The organism is Enterococcus sp. LJL90 (genome assembly GCF_056924355.1).
Window position 1 is genome coordinate 248,047 of the sequence record NZ_JBXPBQ010000002.1, and the last position, 14,995, is coordinate 263,041.

General features: G+C 40.7%; 16 protein-coding genes. 3 read left to right on the forward strand and 13 right to left on the reverse strand.

Annotated features, from left to right (window positions below; genetic code table 11):
* Positions 1 to 176: 176 nt before the first annotated feature.
* From AC1Z3S_RS06070 to AC1Z3S_RS06080, 3 genes are all read right to left on the reverse strand, one after another.
* Positions 177 to 758: a hypothetical protein gene (locus AC1Z3S_RS06070; protein WP_461737692.1), complete on the reverse strand. Its 582-nt coding sequence runs from the start codon at positions 756 to 758 to the stop codon at positions 177 to 179.
* Positions 759 to 767: 9 nt separating this feature from the next.
* Positions 768 to 1,073, reverse strand: a complete 306-nt coding sequence (locus AC1Z3S_RS06075) for a hypothetical protein (RefSeq protein WP_461737691.1) — start codon at positions 1,071 to 1,073, stop codon at positions 768 to 770.
* Between the two features lie 212 nt (positions 1,074 to 1,285).
* Complete coding sequence (locus tag AC1Z3S_RS06080; protein WP_461737690.1) at positions 1,286 to 2,305, reverse strand: branched-chain amino acid aminotransferase; 1,020 nt, start codon at positions 2,303 to 2,305, stop codon at positions 1,286 to 1,288.
* A 158-nt stretch (positions 2,306 to 2,463) separates the two neighbouring features.
* On the opposite strand from AC1Z3S_RS06080, the gene AC1Z3S_RS06085 reads away from it, so the two are divergent.
* Positions 2,464 to 4,134, forward strand: coding sequence for a Na/Pi cotransporter family protein (locus tag AC1Z3S_RS06085; protein ID WP_461739607.1), 1,671 nt, complete (start codon positions 2,464 to 2,466; stop codon positions 4,132 to 4,134).
* A gap of 106 nt (positions 4,135 to 4,240) precedes the next feature.
* The gene (locus AC1Z3S_RS06090) at positions 4,241 to 5,158 is read left to right on the forward strand and encodes a mechanosensitive ion channel family protein (protein ID WP_461737689.1); all 918 of its coding nucleotides are present in this window, start codon (positions 4,241 to 4,243) and stop codon (positions 5,156 to 5,158) included.
* Positions 5,159 to 5,245: 87 nt separating this feature from the next.
* Here AC1Z3S_RS06090 and AC1Z3S_RS06095 read toward each other — a convergent pair whose 3' ends face one another.
* From AC1Z3S_RS06095 to AC1Z3S_RS06140, 10 genes are all read right to left on the reverse strand, one after another.
* Positions 5,246 to 6,388, reverse strand: a complete 1,143-nt coding sequence (locus tag AC1Z3S_RS06095) for an N-acetyldiaminopimelate deacetylase (protein ID WP_461737688.1) — start codon at positions 6,386 to 6,388, stop codon at positions 5,246 to 5,248.
* Positions 6,389 to 6,463: 75 nt separating this feature from the next.
* A complete protein-coding gene (gene dapD / locus AC1Z3S_RS06100; protein WP_461737687.1) occupies positions 6,464 to 7,165 on the reverse strand; it encodes a 2,3,4,5-tetrahydropyridine-2,6-dicarboxylate N-acetyltransferase in 702 nt (233 codons plus the stop codon).
* Between the two features lie 80 nt (positions 7,166 to 7,245).
* Positions 7,246 to 7,737 carry a cyclic-di-AMP-binding protein CbpB gene (gene cbpB / locus AC1Z3S_RS06105; protein WP_461737686.1) on the reverse strand — a complete coding sequence of 164 codons (492 nt, stop codon included), beginning with the start codon at positions 7,735 to 7,737 and terminating at the stop codon, positions 7,246 to 7,248.
* Between the two features lie 72 nt (positions 7,738 to 7,809).
* Complete coding sequence (locus AC1Z3S_RS06110) at positions 7,810 to 8,322, reverse strand: metallophosphoesterase (RefSeq protein WP_461739608.1); 513 nt, start codon at positions 8,320 to 8,322, stop codon at positions 7,810 to 7,812.
* Positions 8,323 to 8,348: 26 nt separating this feature from the next.
* Entirely contained in the window at positions 8,349 to 9,692 is a 1,344-nt protein-coding gene (gene rph, locus AC1Z3S_RS06115; protein WP_461739609.1) for a ribonuclease PH, read from the reverse strand.
* A gap of 17 nt (positions 9,693 to 9,709) precedes the next feature.
* Positions 9,710 to 10,522, reverse strand: coding sequence for a glutamate racemase (gene racE / locus AC1Z3S_RS06120; RefSeq protein ID WP_461739610.1), 813 nt, complete (start codon positions 10,520 to 10,522; stop codon positions 9,710 to 9,712).
* Positions 10,523 to 10,754: 232 nt separating this feature from the next.
* Entirely contained in the window at positions 10,755 to 11,411 is a 657-nt protein-coding gene (locus tag AC1Z3S_RS06125) for an amino acid ABC transporter permease (protein ID WP_461737682.1), read from the reverse strand.
* 15 nt (positions 11,412 to 11,426) lie between these two features.
* Positions 11,427 to 12,074, reverse strand: a complete 648-nt coding sequence (locus AC1Z3S_RS06130; RefSeq protein ID WP_265457334.1) for an amino acid ABC transporter permease — start codon at positions 12,072 to 12,074, stop codon at positions 11,427 to 11,429.
* A gap of 51 nt (positions 12,075 to 12,125) precedes the next feature.
* Positions 12,126 to 12,944, reverse strand: coding sequence for a transporter substrate-binding domain-containing protein (locus AC1Z3S_RS06135; protein ID WP_461739611.1), 819 nt, complete (start codon positions 12,942 to 12,944; stop codon positions 12,126 to 12,128).
* A 10-nt stretch (positions 12,945 to 12,954) separates the two neighbouring features.
* Positions 12,955 to 13,698 (reverse strand): amino acid ABC transporter ATP-binding protein, encoded by a 744-nt coding sequence (locus tag AC1Z3S_RS06140; protein ID WP_461739612.1) that lies wholly within the window; start codon positions 13,696 to 13,698, stop codon positions 12,955 to 12,957.
* A gap of 263 nt (positions 13,699 to 13,961) precedes the next feature.
* Here AC1Z3S_RS06140 and trpS point away from each other — a divergent pair, with 263 nt between their 5' ends.
* Positions 13,962 to 14,969 carry a tryptophan--tRNA ligase gene (gene trpS / locus AC1Z3S_RS06145; protein WP_461737679.1) on the forward strand — a complete coding sequence of 336 codons (1,008 nt, stop codon included), beginning with the start codon at positions 13,962 to 13,964 and terminating at the stop codon, positions 14,967 to 14,969.
* The last annotated feature ends 26 nt before the right edge of the window (positions 14,970 to 14,995 follow it).

A 14,995-nucleotide genomic window follows, 5' to 3' on the forward strand; every position in this document is an offset into this window, starting at 1 on the left:
TTACCCGAATTAAAACTAGTTCGTAATAAAAAAACTGTGCCCTTACCTTTTAATTGAAGGAATACTATCAAAGGCAAAAAATTTTCAATCAAGTTTAGCCTTTTACATTTATTGATTCAAATAATTAAAACTATCCTACATCACGGGAATTTTTGTAAATTTTTCAACTCTACTTATTATCTCCCCACTTCCTCAGCCTTTAATTTAAAATCAGACCAAAAAGTAACCTCAGCAGCTTTGCTTTTCCCCTTCTGAGAAGGCTCTTTTGAACTTGTGAAGTGTAGTTCAAGAAAATCAATAAAATTTTCTTCGATGCTAATTTCACCACCTGCTACTTGAATGACTGGCAGATTTTCTTCTGAACTCTCTGGTAAATAAAAAGTGCTGTAAAAAGGCAAGAGTTTTGGCGCTTTTTCCAACTCTTGATAAAGGATTTGCTGTTGTTCTAATAAAGTTTCAGGCTGACTCCCCCACGCTCGCTGATTCCAAATAATTTCATCTGGATAATTGGCAATGAGTCTTCTAGTGAGTAGTTCTGGGCGGGCAATCAGTTCCTCGACAATTTCACGATTCTCCCGACTAGTATCCTGCCACTGAATAAATCCCGCTTGTCTTGGCACTCCCAGCTGATAAAAGTCCTTTAAAACCTCCGGAAAGCTGATGTGATATGTTTTTTCTAATTCTGCTAAGATTAAATCAGATAGCCCATCAGAGAAAACGATTTCATTGTTTCGCATACCTTTAACAATTTTTTTCATATCTGCTCCTTAAGATGGCTCAATTAATCCTTGTTCCTGAGAATAATTTAAGTAATGCTTTACTTTGGCCATTTTATTTTGTTTGATAGCGGTGATTTCCGACTCATTTAGTTGCGGCAAAACTGCCAAATCCTGTAATTTCTCAACCATTGCGGCCAATTGATAAAATTCTGTTAGGATTTCACTGGCATTTGTTTGTGAGCCTCGAGCTGGATGCGTATCCTGATAACCAAAGCGTAGCGCTTTTGCCAAAGCCTGTTGGACCTCAGCTGCCTCCTCCATGGCGACAACAGCGTAATATTCTTTTTCTTTCATACAATTTCTCCTTATGGCTACTCAAATCTTTTGTATAACAGCAATTTAAACTCCTGCTAGCATTTTTTTAACAATACCTAATTCAATGATACTTTAATGATCTGAAATTACAATAGTCGTTAGCTAAACCTTTGCCGTAAATTGAAAAATCCTTAAAAGTCAGCGTGTTGAGCCTGACTTTAAGGATTCTTTTTCATAAAAAATTTTTTAGATTATACTTCGACGGTATAAATCCAACCTTCAGGCGCTTTGACTTCGCCAAATTGAATACCGGTTAACTCTTCGTATAATTTTTTAGTCACTGGTCCGACTTCGCTTTCACTATAAAACACGTGGAAGTCCTCACCATTTTGAATTCCGCCGATGGGTGAAATCACGGCGGCTGTTCCACAGGCACCGGCTTCAGCAAATTCTTGTAAATTATCAACAAAAACGTCCCGCTCTTCGGCCTTCAATCCTAAATGATTTTCAGCTAAATACAACAGTGAATATTTTGTGATACTTGGTAAAATTGAAGGAGAAACTGGTGTCACAAAGGTGTTGTCTTTGGTAATTCCAAAGAAGTTTGCCGAACCAACCTCTTCAACTTTAGTATGAGTAGCTGGATCTAAATAAATACAATCGGAGAATTTCTTCGCATGGGCTTCTTCTCCAGGCATTAAACTAGAGGCGTAATTTCCGCCGACCTTAGCAGCGCCAGTGCCGTGGGGAGCCGCTCGATCGTAATCTGAAACATAAAAGTTTGTCGGAGTCAGTCCGCCTTTAAAATACGGACCAACCGGCATGCAAAAGACGGTAAAAATATATTCAGGAGCAGGTTTTACACCGATGGTATCACCGACACCAATTAATAAAGGCCGTAGATATAAGGTTCCGCCACTTTCAAAAGGTGGCACGTATTCGGCATTGGCTTTAACGACATCTTTGACAGCATTAATAAATTTGTCTACGGGAATTTCCGGCATCAATAAGCGGCGAGCACTTCTTTGAATTCGTTTAGCATTTTCGTCCGGACGAAATAAATTAATTCCGCCATCTTTTCGGCGATAGGCTTTCAAGCCTTCAAAACATTGTTGACCGTAATGCAAAGCTGTCGATGACTCACTAATATGCAGCGTATTGTCTTCTGTTAAATGGCCTTCGTCCCAGCTGCCGTCTTTCCATGTTGAAATATAGCGAAAAGGCGTCTTAATATAATCAAAGCCTAAGTTGTTCCAATCGATGTTTACCATACACATAACCTCTTTTTCTAAAAACTGTATTATCATATTAACATTCGAGGAAAACTTTGTCATCATATTTTCATTTTTCTTTTTTTATTTGTGAGACTATTTACATATCCGGCCTTTTTGAGTATGCTTACAATGGAAAAAAACGCGGAGGTGAACCAATGTCGTTTCAAGAAATGCTCTTTACCTTTTTAGGTGGTTTAGGAATTTTTCTTTTTGGAATTAAATATATGGGAGATGGTCTGCAAAAGGCCGCCGGTGACCGGTTAAAGGAAGTGTTAAATCGTTTCACCTCGACGCCATTGCGGGCTGTCTTAGCGGGAATTATTGTAACCGGTTTAATTCAAAGCAGCTCCGGAACTACTGTTTTAACTGTCGGGCTAGTTAGCGCCGGCTTTATGAGTTTAAAACAAGCGATTGGTGTCATTATGGGAGCCAATGTCGGCACAACGGTGACCGCTTTTATCATCGGCTTCAACTTGAGCGCCTATTCGCTGCCAATCATTGGGATTGGCGCCTTGCTTTTATTCTTTACCAAGCGCGAAGTGTTACATAATGCTGGTCAAATTTTATTTGGCTTCGGCTGTTTATTTTTTGGCTTGACATTGATGGGGGATGCGATGGAACCCTTGAAGGATTTGCCACAATTTGAAGAATTAATGATTAATGTTTCTCACCATCCAATCTTAGGCGTCGGCATTGGAACACTGCTGACCATGATTTTGCAAAGCTCCAGTGCGACAATTGGAATTTTGCAACAACTATATACGCAAAACAGTTTGAGTTTACAGGCAGCCTTGCCAATTTTATTTGGCGATAATATCGGCACGACTATCACGGCAATCTTAGCAGCGATTGGAACCAGCATCGCTGCAAAACGAACAGCAGCTTCTCACGTAATTTTCAATTTAGTTGGGGCAATTATTTTTACTTTATTGCTGGGACCTTTTACTAGTATCTTGATTAGAATTACAGATATTTTTGGTCTAAACCCTGCCATGCAGATTGCTGTTGCCCATGGGATGTTTAATCTGGCCAATCTATGTTTGCAAATTTGGTTTATTAATCAAATTGCCACCCTTGTCCAAAAAATTATCCCCGGCAAAGAAAAAAATCTCGATATTCACCCGATTCAATTAGCAGAAAATTTAATTTATACGGCACCGAGCCTTGCCATTGAGCAGGCTCGCATTGAATTACAAAATATGGGGGACTATGTCTTAGCCGCCTTTCAAGCTGCTGAGACCTACTACCAACAGCAAAATCCTGAACAGCAACAGGATTTACTTCAATATGAGGATGCCATCAACCATTTAGATACTGAGCTGACTCTCTATTTGGCAAAGCTAGCCACAGTTGAATTGACAATTAAAGAAAGTCACGATCAGACGATGCTCTTAGAAATTGCTAAGGACATGGAACGGGTTGGCGATCACAGCAAAAATATTATTGAGCTGCTGGAAGATGCGGCAACGATTGAGAAGAAGCAGCGAAATAAAGATAAACGTCAGAAAAAAACTGACCTGCGCAATGATTTAATTTTACAAGACCAAGATATCTTCACCCTCTTTGCAACTGTCAAAAAAAATCTATCCTCTGCACTGAGTCTTTTACACGAAGACGACGAGCAGCTGGCCCATGAAATGATGGACCGGGAAGAACAAGTTAACTTGATGGTGGAAGAATTACGGGCTAAATACATTCAATTGATGACCACCGGCCAAGGCCGACCGTCTGACGGCGTCTTATTTATCGACATCAGTTCTAATTTAGAACGCTGCAGTGATTTGTCCGTTCATATTGCAAAATATGCCTTAGACAAGCGTTATTAAGTTAATAAAGGGTAAAGGAAAAGAAAACTTGCAGAAAACAAGTTTTCTTTTTGACTTTTTACTGCTAAACTTGGGTTTGTCGAATAAAAAAGGAGGTCCTTATGACTTGGAACAACTTGTGCTAGCTACTGCAACAACAGAATCTTCCTCCGTTGATATTGCCCAAGAGGCCACGCAAAAATTAAATGCGCTGCAACGCTTTTGGAATTCCATCGATTGGGATCAGATTACGTTAACGATTATTGAGAAAACCTTGTATATTCTTTTTATTATCGTCTTATTTTTACTTTTGGCAAAAATTGGTCGGGCAGTGATTAATCATTTGTATAAAGGTTACGCTAAAAAAGCGAGCCTCAGCGAAAGCCGCTTAAAAACCATCCATACGCTGTTAGGAAATACGTATTCATATATTTTAGTCTTTTTCTTCCTCTATTCCCTGCTGTCGACAATTGGCATTCCTGTGGGCTCCCTTTTGGCTGGTGCCGGGATTGCCGGTGTGGCGATTGGACTGGGTGCTCAGGGCTTTATGAATGATATTATCACCGGCTTTTTTATTATTTTAGAAAAGCAGATGGATGTTGGCAATTATATTAAATTGACGAATTTGAGTATCGAAGGCACCGTCACGAATATCGGAATTCGCAGTATTCAGGTCAAATCAATTGACGGCACGCTGCATTTTATTCCTAACCGAAACATTACCACCATCAGCAACCTTTCCCGCTCCAACATGCTGGTTCAAGTCGATGTGCGGATTAAACAAGATGAAGATTTAGACCAAATCAATTTGATTATTGAAAAAGTTAATCAAGAGCTGGCTAATAAATATCATGATGATATTCAAAATGGCCCCTCTATTTTTGGTTTAGTTGATTTAGGCAATGGCAATTTTGCGATTCGAACCACCATGTATGTGTTGAATGGCTTACAGGCCATTATCAAAGAAGATTTTTTAACAACCTATGTCAAAGAATTAACCGATGCTGGTTTTACAATTCCCAGCACCCCTATCGTAACAGTTTAAACCACAAAAAAAGCTGTGAATGTTTTAAACAAAGCCTGCTGAGTAAATTTTTTTAGCAAGCTTTTGTTTTTAAACATCACAGCTTTTTTATTTATCCAATGATTTCAAAAAGCGACTGACCCGGTCAACAGCAAAGCTTAAGGCTGACTCCTGCGGTTGAAATTTTGGATGATGTAAACCAAATTCAGAATCCACTCCTAGCCAAAACATCGTGCCAGGAATTTTATCTAACAGATAACCAAAATCTTCTCCCGTCATCGCTGGTTGCATAATTTTCAACTCAACATCGGCTTGAGCTTCCATAAACTCAATAAAATGTTCCGTTTCCTTTTGATGATTCACAACCGGCAAATAGCCTTTTTGATCCAAAATGACTTCGACTTCACACTGGAAGGAGGCGGCAATGCCGACGCCGATTTCCTGCATTCGCCGTTGCGTTAATTCATTCATTTCTTGGGTTAACGTGCGAATTGTACCGGCCGCTTGTGCTTGACCGGCAATCACATTGCGGGCGGTACCAGCATAAAAGGTACCAAAGGTAACAACAGCGCCTTGAATTGGATCTACGCTGCGACTGACCACAGTCTGAGCCTGTTGAATATACTCCATGCCGGCAATTATCATATCGTTGGCTTGATGAGGAAAAGCAGCGTGCCCGCCCTTACCTGTTAAATTGACTTCGACTTCACAGGTGCCGGCAAACAATGTCCCCACACGAGTGCCGATGGTTCCCACCGGCAGTTCTGGCGAAACATGGAGGGCATAAATTTCATCTGGCATAAAGCCATCATCAAAAGCGCCACCCTCATACATAATCATACCGCCAGCTTCGTTTTCTTCTGCTGGTTGAAACAACAACAGATAATTATTTTTCGGTTGTGTCTCGCTTAAGGCCCGCAAAAGACCTAAAGCGATTGTCATGTGAAAATCATGGCCACAGGCGTGCATTTGTCCGGGATGAGTTGATTGAAAGTCTGAGAGAACTTCTTCGGTAATCGGCAGACCATCAATGTCAGTTCGCCAGCCGATTGTTTTGGTCGGCGCAGTTCCGTTAATTTTAACGAGAATTCCCGTCTGCCATTCCTTGACTTCGATAAAATCTTTCATATTTGCCTGAATCATCTGCATTAAAAATTCGTGGGTTTTAACTTCCTCTAAGCCAATTTCTGGAATTTGGTGGAGGCTGCGGCGTAAAGCAATCAATTCATCTTGGGTATAAGTTGCTGCCATGTTTTATCCTTCTTTCAAAAAAATCTGAAAGGCCTTTAGTCGTCGGCCATTTCAGATTTATCTTTGTTAAATAAATTATAGTTTGCGTAATTCTTCCATCATGTTTGTCTTGCCTTTAGTTTTCTCATCAATGTCTTTAATTTTGCGGGCTGGAATTCCAGCGACAACTGTGTTTGGTGCAACATCGTCAACCACAATAGCGCCAGCGGCTACAACAGCTCCTGCACCGACTCGAATGCCTTCTAAAATAACGGCATTAGCACCAACTAAAACATTGTCTTCAATTACAACTGGATCAGCTGAAGGTGGTTCAATGACCCCAGCTAAGACAGCTCCCGCTCCGATGTGGCAATTTTTGCCGACAGTTGCGCGACCGCCAAGAATCGCTCCCATATCAATCATTGTTCCTGCACCGATGACAGCACCGATATTAATAACAGCCCCCATCATGATCACCGCATTGTCGCCGATTTCCACTTGATCGCGAATAAAGGCACCTGGTTCAATCCGAGCATTAATTTCTTTTAAATCCAATAAAGGAATGGCTGAATTGCGGGCATCATTTTCCACAACAAAGTCATCAATGGCATCTGCATGTTCATCTAAAAACGGTTTAATATCTGACCATTCACCAAATAATGTTCCCATTTTACAGCTGGCAAAAGCTTGAATCGTTTCGGGAAATTCCAGCTCCTTCAAACGGCCTTTCAAGGTAACTTTTACTGGTGTTTTTTTCTTCGCATCACCAATATATTTTATAATTTCATAAGCGTCCAACTAAACATCCTCCTCTTGATTGATACTGTTCTAGCATATCAAACTCGCCGCTAAAAGCCAATTTATTTCGTAGCTGCGCCTTAAATTACTTTGGTCGCAGTTTCTTCTGTCCGAGGAACCAAAACATTGCGTTTTTCCATCAAATGCAGCGTCCGATTGACGGCTTTTAAAATTTCTTTTCGGGTGATAATCCCCTTGAAAATTCGTTCTTCATCCACCACCGGTAAAAAAGAGGCGTCTACTAATAAATGCAGCACATCCTCTAAATCCCAATTTTCTTGGACGACGGGAACGCCAACCTCCATCACATCCGCCACCGTGCATTGCTCAAGTGTTTCCACGTTGATGGCATTTAGGTCTAACATTTTTTCAACAATGTCAGATAAGCTGACTAAGCCGACAAAGCGATCACCTTTGCCCAAAACCGGAATTTTGCTGTATTTCACCTGTGAGAGGACTAATAAAGCGTGGGTTAAGGGGTTCATATACATCACATTTGCGACATTCTCGGCTGGAATCATAAAATCCTCTTGACCCTCTAGCATTAAATCTTTTACAGTTGCTCCAATCATTTTGCTGCTCCCTTCAAATCTATCACGTTGACTTTACCGTAAAAATATGAATTAAACGTTAATAATCTGCAATTATTTTTTAAAAACAAAGTGTAAATCCGGTACCATTTGATGATTGCGGCGATAATATTGGACTTCATCTTGAGTCGGCGTGCTTTTAATAATCGCATAGGACTGAATTTGAATCGGTCCTCGGGGTTGTGAGATACTACCAGGATTTAAAAATAAAATGCCTTGATGTTTCTCACAGCCAATTTGATGGGTGTGACCAAACAGAGCAATCGTCGCCTGATTTTCTTGAGCTTCATAGGTTAAATGATTCAAGCCAAAGCGGACATTGCTTAAATGTCCGTGGGTCATGTAGACACGGTCAGCGCCGGTATCGACTAACCGGCGGTCCGGAAATTCCGGATCAAAGTCACAATTTCCCTTGACTACATAGAAAGTTTGCCATAATTCATCATTCGGGGCTAACTCGGAGTCGCCGCAATGAAAAAAATAGTCGACTTTACCTGCATATTGATTTTTTAAATCTACTAAAACATCACGATCGCCGTGGTTGTCGCTGACTACTAAATATTTCATAACCTCTCCTTGTCACACATTAATAATTATTCCGTTTCCTCTAACCAATTTTGCCAGATTTTTGCCAATTTGGCTACCGCTTGTCCCCGATGACTGACTTGATTTTTTTGTTCATCAGATAATTCTGCTGCCGTTTTATCGTATTCCGGCAGATAAAATAAAGGATCGTAACCAAAGCCGTTTTCTCCTCGAGGAATTCGTCCGATTACCCCGGGCCACTCTGCTTCAACGACTAAACTTTTTTTATAGGGCGCTGCGAAAACCAGCGTACAATGAAATTGAGCCGTCCGTTTTTCATCTGGAACTTCGGTTAATTCATGCAATAATTTGGCGTTGTTTCCTGCATCGGTTGCCTGCAGTCCAGAAAAACGAGCCGAATAAATGCCGGGCATTCCATCAAGAGCATCCACCTTTAAGCCGGAATCATCGGCTAACACGGGTTGTTGCAAAATCTGGGCAATCGTTTCCGCCTTTAAGCGGGCATTTTCTTCAAAAGTTTGCCCGGTTTCAGCGACATCTGGCAGCTCAGGATAATCCAATAAAGTTTTGATTTGATAGCCAGCTTGACTAAATAAATTTGCAAATTCCTTGGCCTTGCCGGAATTCCTGGTAGCAATCACAATCGTTTTATCAACTGCGGCTCCTTGATGGTCAGTAAAGAGAGCTTCCTTTTGCAAAGTAATTAATTCTTGAATCGCTTGCTTTCCGTAAAAAAGCATGGTATTCAAATCCTCACCGGAAAAAGTTGCTTCTTCACCGGTCCCTTGAATCTCAACAAATTCACCGGCTTCGGTCATCACCAGATTCATATCGACTTTAGCAGCAGAGTCCTCTATGTAATCTAAATCGGTCACACAGCTGCCGTCTGGCAAAATACCGACACTGACAGCTGCCAGATGTTCCTTGATGGGATTTTCTTTTAACTCACCTCTAACAATTAATTTTGTAATTGCCAAAGACAAAGCAATGAAAGCCCCAGTGATGCTGGCTGTCCGAGTTCCCCCGTCAGCTTGCACCACATCACAGTCAACAACAATGCTGCGCTCACCAAGCTTTTCTAAATCGACCACCGCCCGTAAAGAACGAGCAATCAAACGTTGGATTTCCATCGTTCGTCCGCTGAGTTTGCCTTTATTGGCTTCCCGCCGATTTCTTGTGTTGGTGGCTCTCGGTAACATTGAGTATTCAGCAGTTACCCAACCGCTGCCCGCCCCTTTTAAAAAGGGTGGCACCTTTTCTTCCACAGTAGCTGAGCAAATCACTTCGGTATCGCCAAAGGAAATAACTACTGAACCTTCTGGATGTTTGTAGACATTGGTTTTAATTTGTACTGGGCGCAGTTGATTCACTGCTCTACCGTCATGGCGCATGAGGTTCCTCCTAAAAATTATTTGCTATTTAATTTTGCATGTTGCGCTTTTTCCTGATAATTTGTCAACCAGCCTTGAGCAATTGCATCAAATAATTGCGGAGAACTAGTCGTATAAAATTCTTTTGTCGGCTGGGGGTTTTCTGGTCCGTTGGCGATGTCAAAATAATCTAATAGCATGCTGACCTCCCCGACAGTTTCCGCACCTGAGTCTATCAGATGCACGCCGCTGCCCATAACATTTTGAATAACTGGCCGCAACAACGGATAGTGAGTACAGCCTAAAATTAAGGTGTCTAGCCTTTTTTTTTGAAGCGGCATGAGGGTTTCTGAGACAATTTTTTTGGCAACGGAAGAGGCATATTCATTACTCTCCACAATTGGCACAAACTTGGGGCAAGCCAAACTTTCTACAAAAACCTGTGGGGATTTATTTTTTAATGCCCGCTTATAAGAATCACTTTTGATTGTGCCCTGCGTGCCGATAATTCCGATTCGTTGACTGCTGGTGGATTTTAGCGCTGCCCTTGTTCCCGGCAAAATTACCCCCACCACAGGAATTGAAAGCTGGGCCTTGATTTCTTCTAAGGCAACGGCAGTCGCAGTATTGCAGGCAATCACCAGCATTTTGATATCCTTCTGCAATAAAAAATTGGTCATCTCCCAAGTAAACTGAATAACTTGTTCTGCGGGTCTCGGACCATAAGGACAGCGGGCCGTGTCCCCTAAATAAATAATATTTTCATAAGGCAATTGCTTCATGGCCTCTTTAGCGACCGTCAAGCCGCCAACACCAGAGTCAATGAAGCCGATTGGTTTTGGATTTAACAAAAGAATCCATCCCTTTACTAGTTAAAATTAAAACAATACAATATATTCTCGCTTTTTTAGACAACTTTTTCAAGTTTTTTTCCTCTCCCTTAGGAAAGTTTAATAAGCCTTCTATGCATTCCCTTTTTCTAGCAAACAAATTTCTTCTATAATAAACAGAGTACAAATTTTTTTAAAAAATATTTTCCGCAAAAAAGCAGCCTGTCAAATGACAAGCTGCTGAAAACTTTTTTTAATAACTGTATTTGCGTCGTTCTAAATAATTTGACAATAAAGAAAGGGCGTAACAGATAATAAAGTATAAAACCGTTAAGGCTACATACATCGGCAAAACATAGCTGGAATCCTGCCCGTAAATAATTCGAGCATTGTGGGTTACTTCCGGCAGTGAAATAATGATTGCCAAGGAAGTATCTTTAATTAAAGAAATCAGCTGACTAACGATTGCTGGCACCATTGATTTAATCGCCTGAGGCAAAATAATCTGCCACATCGTCTGCGGATAAGTTAAGCCAGTAGAAAGACCGGCTTCCATTTGCCCTTTTGGTACCGCATTTAAACCAGCCCGGAAAATCTCTGAGAGCATTGCAGATTCAAAAATAGTCAATGCCGCAACCGCTGACCAAAAAATATCAAATTGAATGCCGATTTGCGGTAAAGCAAAATACGTAAAGAAGATAATTAATAGCAACGGTAAATTCCGAATCACATCGATGATGACCCCTAATATTTTAGATAGAAAGGGAATCTCAGCAAAACGTAAAATGCCGGTGATACCGCCAATCAGCAAGCTCAGTACCATAGAAATCAGAGAGACTTCGACTGTAACTAATAGGCCGTCCAATAAAAAGCGAATATTAATCCATGAAAATGCTTCAAAAAATGCCATGTGGTCTCCCCCTTTCTAGCCGGTCACTGCCCAGCGTCTTTCTAAATATTTCATCAAATAAGATAGCGGCAAGGTAATTACCAAGTAAAAAATACCAACGATGATATAAGTGTTAAAGGTATCAAAGGTCGCACTGGCTACTAAGTCCCCTTGATACATGATATCTAAGCCAGCTACCATTGCTAAAATAGATGAATTTTTTACTAGATTGATAAACTGATTGCCTAATGGTGGGACAACAATTTTAAAGGCTTGCGGCATGACGATATAGCGCATCGTCTGCACGTAAGTCAAACCAGATGACAAGCCCGCCTCCATTTGTCCGGTTGGTACAGTTTGAATCCCTGAACGAATAGTTTCGGCGATAAAAGCCGAGGTATAAAGAGTCAGCCCGATTGTACCGGCTGTAAATCCATCTACTGTGAACCAATATAACGGCACCACCACGTAAAAGAACATGGCAATAATTAACAAGGGAATATTTCTAAAAAATTCCACGTAGGCTTTGGCTAAGCCTTTGACTAAACGGTTGTTGGAAAGTTGTAAAATCGCCATCAACGTTCCGATAATTAAGCTGAAAATCAAGGCAAGAATACTGGATAATAAGGTGTATTTAAACCCTTCAAAAAAGCTTGAACTATATGTTTGAAAAAGCTCTAACATATTTTACCTCCTCTACAGATTGCTGAATTTTAAAACTCGCTGGCCAACTGATTAACTAGCGACACTACCATCCTCATTATCAGGGAACCATTTTGAATAAATTTCTTCATAAGTTCCATCGGCGACCATATCAGCTAAAGCATCATCAACGGCATTTAGAAAATCCTCTTGCCCTTTGTTGATGGCAATCCCATAAGGCTCATCGGTAAAAGTTCCACCAACTAGTTGATAATCAGGATTTTCTTGAGCCAAGCCGAGTAAAATTGCATTATCAGTGGTCATGGCATCCCCTTGACCAGCCTGCAGCGCTGTAAAACATTCTGAATAATTTTCCAGCTCTAAAACATTGGCTTCAGGAGCAGCTTCCCGAATGTTGTCAGCGGAAGTTGAACCTTTTACTACTAGAACCGTCGTATCAGAATTGAGATCGGCGATACTTGAGATGCTGCTGCCATTTTTGACTAATAAAGATTGACCAGCGCTAAAATACACATCAGAAAAATCAACCTGCTGCCGGCGTTCTTCAGTAATGGTCATCGTGGCAATAATCGCATCGATATTCCCGTTTTTTAATAATGGAATCCGCGTTTTGGAGGTTACTTCGACAAAAGTTGCTTGCCCATCATCGCCGAGAATTTCTTTGGTCAAGGCTTTTGCGATATCAATATCAAAGCCTTCCACCTGATTGTCAGCAATATTATAAAGTCCAAATAAATTGGTATCGTATTTGACACCCCAAACAATTTCATTGTCACTTTCAGCAGCCGATAAGATATTCTGGTTGGCCACAGAGCTTGCGCCACAGCCACTTAAAAATAAGGCTAAGCCAGCAAGCAGACCTAAAGGCAGCCATTTTTTTATTTTTTTCATACAATACCTCCTAATGATTGATTACTTTACTGATGAACTGTTTTGCCCGTTCGTCTTTAGGATTTGCAAAGAAATCTTCCACATCGCGACTTTCTTCTAAAACTTGTCCGTCCGCCATAAAAATAACCCGGTCCGCCACTTCTTTGGCGAAGCCCATTTCATGGGTGACGACAATCATCGACATCCCTTCGCCGTCTTTAGCTAATTTTTTCATAACGTTCAAAACGTCACCAATCATTTCCGGATCTAATGCTGAGGTTGGTTCATCAAACAAAAGCATTTCTGGGTTCATCGCTAAACCACGGGCAATAGCTACCCGCTGCTGTTGACCACCAGAAAGCATGGAAGGATAAGAATCTTTTTTATCCAGCATATCTACCCGCTTCAAGAATTTTTCAGCTGTTTTTTCAGCTGTCGCCTGATCTTGTTTTAAAACCTTCATCGGTGCCAAAGTGATGTTTTCCAAAACCGTCTTGTTTGGATACAAATTGAAATGCTGAAAGACCATTCCAATATTTTTACGAATTTCGGTTAGCTTGACGGACTTGTCATGAAGATTGACATCGTTAATTAAAAGCTCGCCTTCTGAAATCATTTCCAAGCCATTGATACAACGCAACATGGTACTTTTACCAGAGCCGGATGGTCCAATGACAACCACAACTTCACCTTTTTCAAAACTTAAATTAATATTTTTCAACGCGTGAAACTTCCCATAATATTTCTCAACGTTCTTAAATTCAATCATGGCCATGCGATTCGCTCCTTTGTTTAGTTTGTTGTTAAAAAATCTAACATGAAAATATGTGCAGGTTTTATTATAAACTAATGAGAAAGGAATTGTAAAGTACTTAAAACATGAAAAATTGAATTTTTTTTCAAAAATCGCCACATTTTCAGAAAAAAATTCGATATTATTTCATACTTTTTACCCCAGTGACTTGATAATCTTGTAGTTTAGCAAAAAAAAAGGTACTATAAAGGGGAAACTTTTTAACGAATTAAATGAGGTGCACGATGACAAACATTATTTTAACCGGCGACCGCCCCACTGGTCGTTTACATTTAGGCCATTATGTTGGTTCTTTAAAAACCCGAGTTGAGATGCAGGCTGATCCGATGAATAAATTATTCATTATGGTGGCGGATATGCAGGCCTTGACGGATAATGCCAAAAATCCAGAGAAAATTCGGACCAATTTAACCGAGGTCGCCTTGGATTATTTAGCAGTTGGCTTAGATCCAAGCAAAACAACTATTTTTGTCCAATCACAAATTCCTGAACTTTCGGAATTAACCATGTATTATTTAAATTTGGTGAGCGTTGGCCGTGTGCGGCGCAACCCGACTGTTAAAGCGGAAATTGAACAAAAAAAATTCGGCGAAAGTGTTCCGGCAGGCTTCTTTATTTATCCGGTATCACAGGCAGCGGATATCACAGCTTTTAAAGCAAATCTAGTGCCTGTTGGTGAAGATCAAAAACCGATGCTGGAACAAACGCAAGAGATTGTTCACAGCTTTAACAATACTTATGGTGAAGTCCTAGTTGAACCTAAAGCTGTGCTGCCGCCAAAAAATATGGGCCGCCTACCGGGCATTGACGGCAACGGCAAGATGAGCAAATCTTTAGGCAATGGGATTTACTTAGCCGATACAGCAGATGTTGTCCAAAAGAAAGTGATGAGCATGTATACTGACCCTAACCATATTCATGTGGAAGATCCTGGACAAGTAGAAGGCAACATGGTCTTTACCTACTTAGATGTTTTTGGTCAAGACAAAGAAAAAATTGCAGAATTGAAAGAACATTACCGTCGTGGCGGTTTAGGAGATGTCAAAATCAAACGCTATTTGATCGACGTTTTAGAAGCAGAGCTAGCGCCGATTCGCACTCGCCGAGAAGAATATGCAAAAGACTTAGGTGAGGTTTTAAATATTTTACAGGCGGGCAGCCAGTCTGCTGAAAAAGTTGCCGCAGCGACCTTATCTGAAGTGAAAAAAGCGATGGGCATTGCCTATTTCTAAAAAAATATTTTGAGGTGCCAGTATTT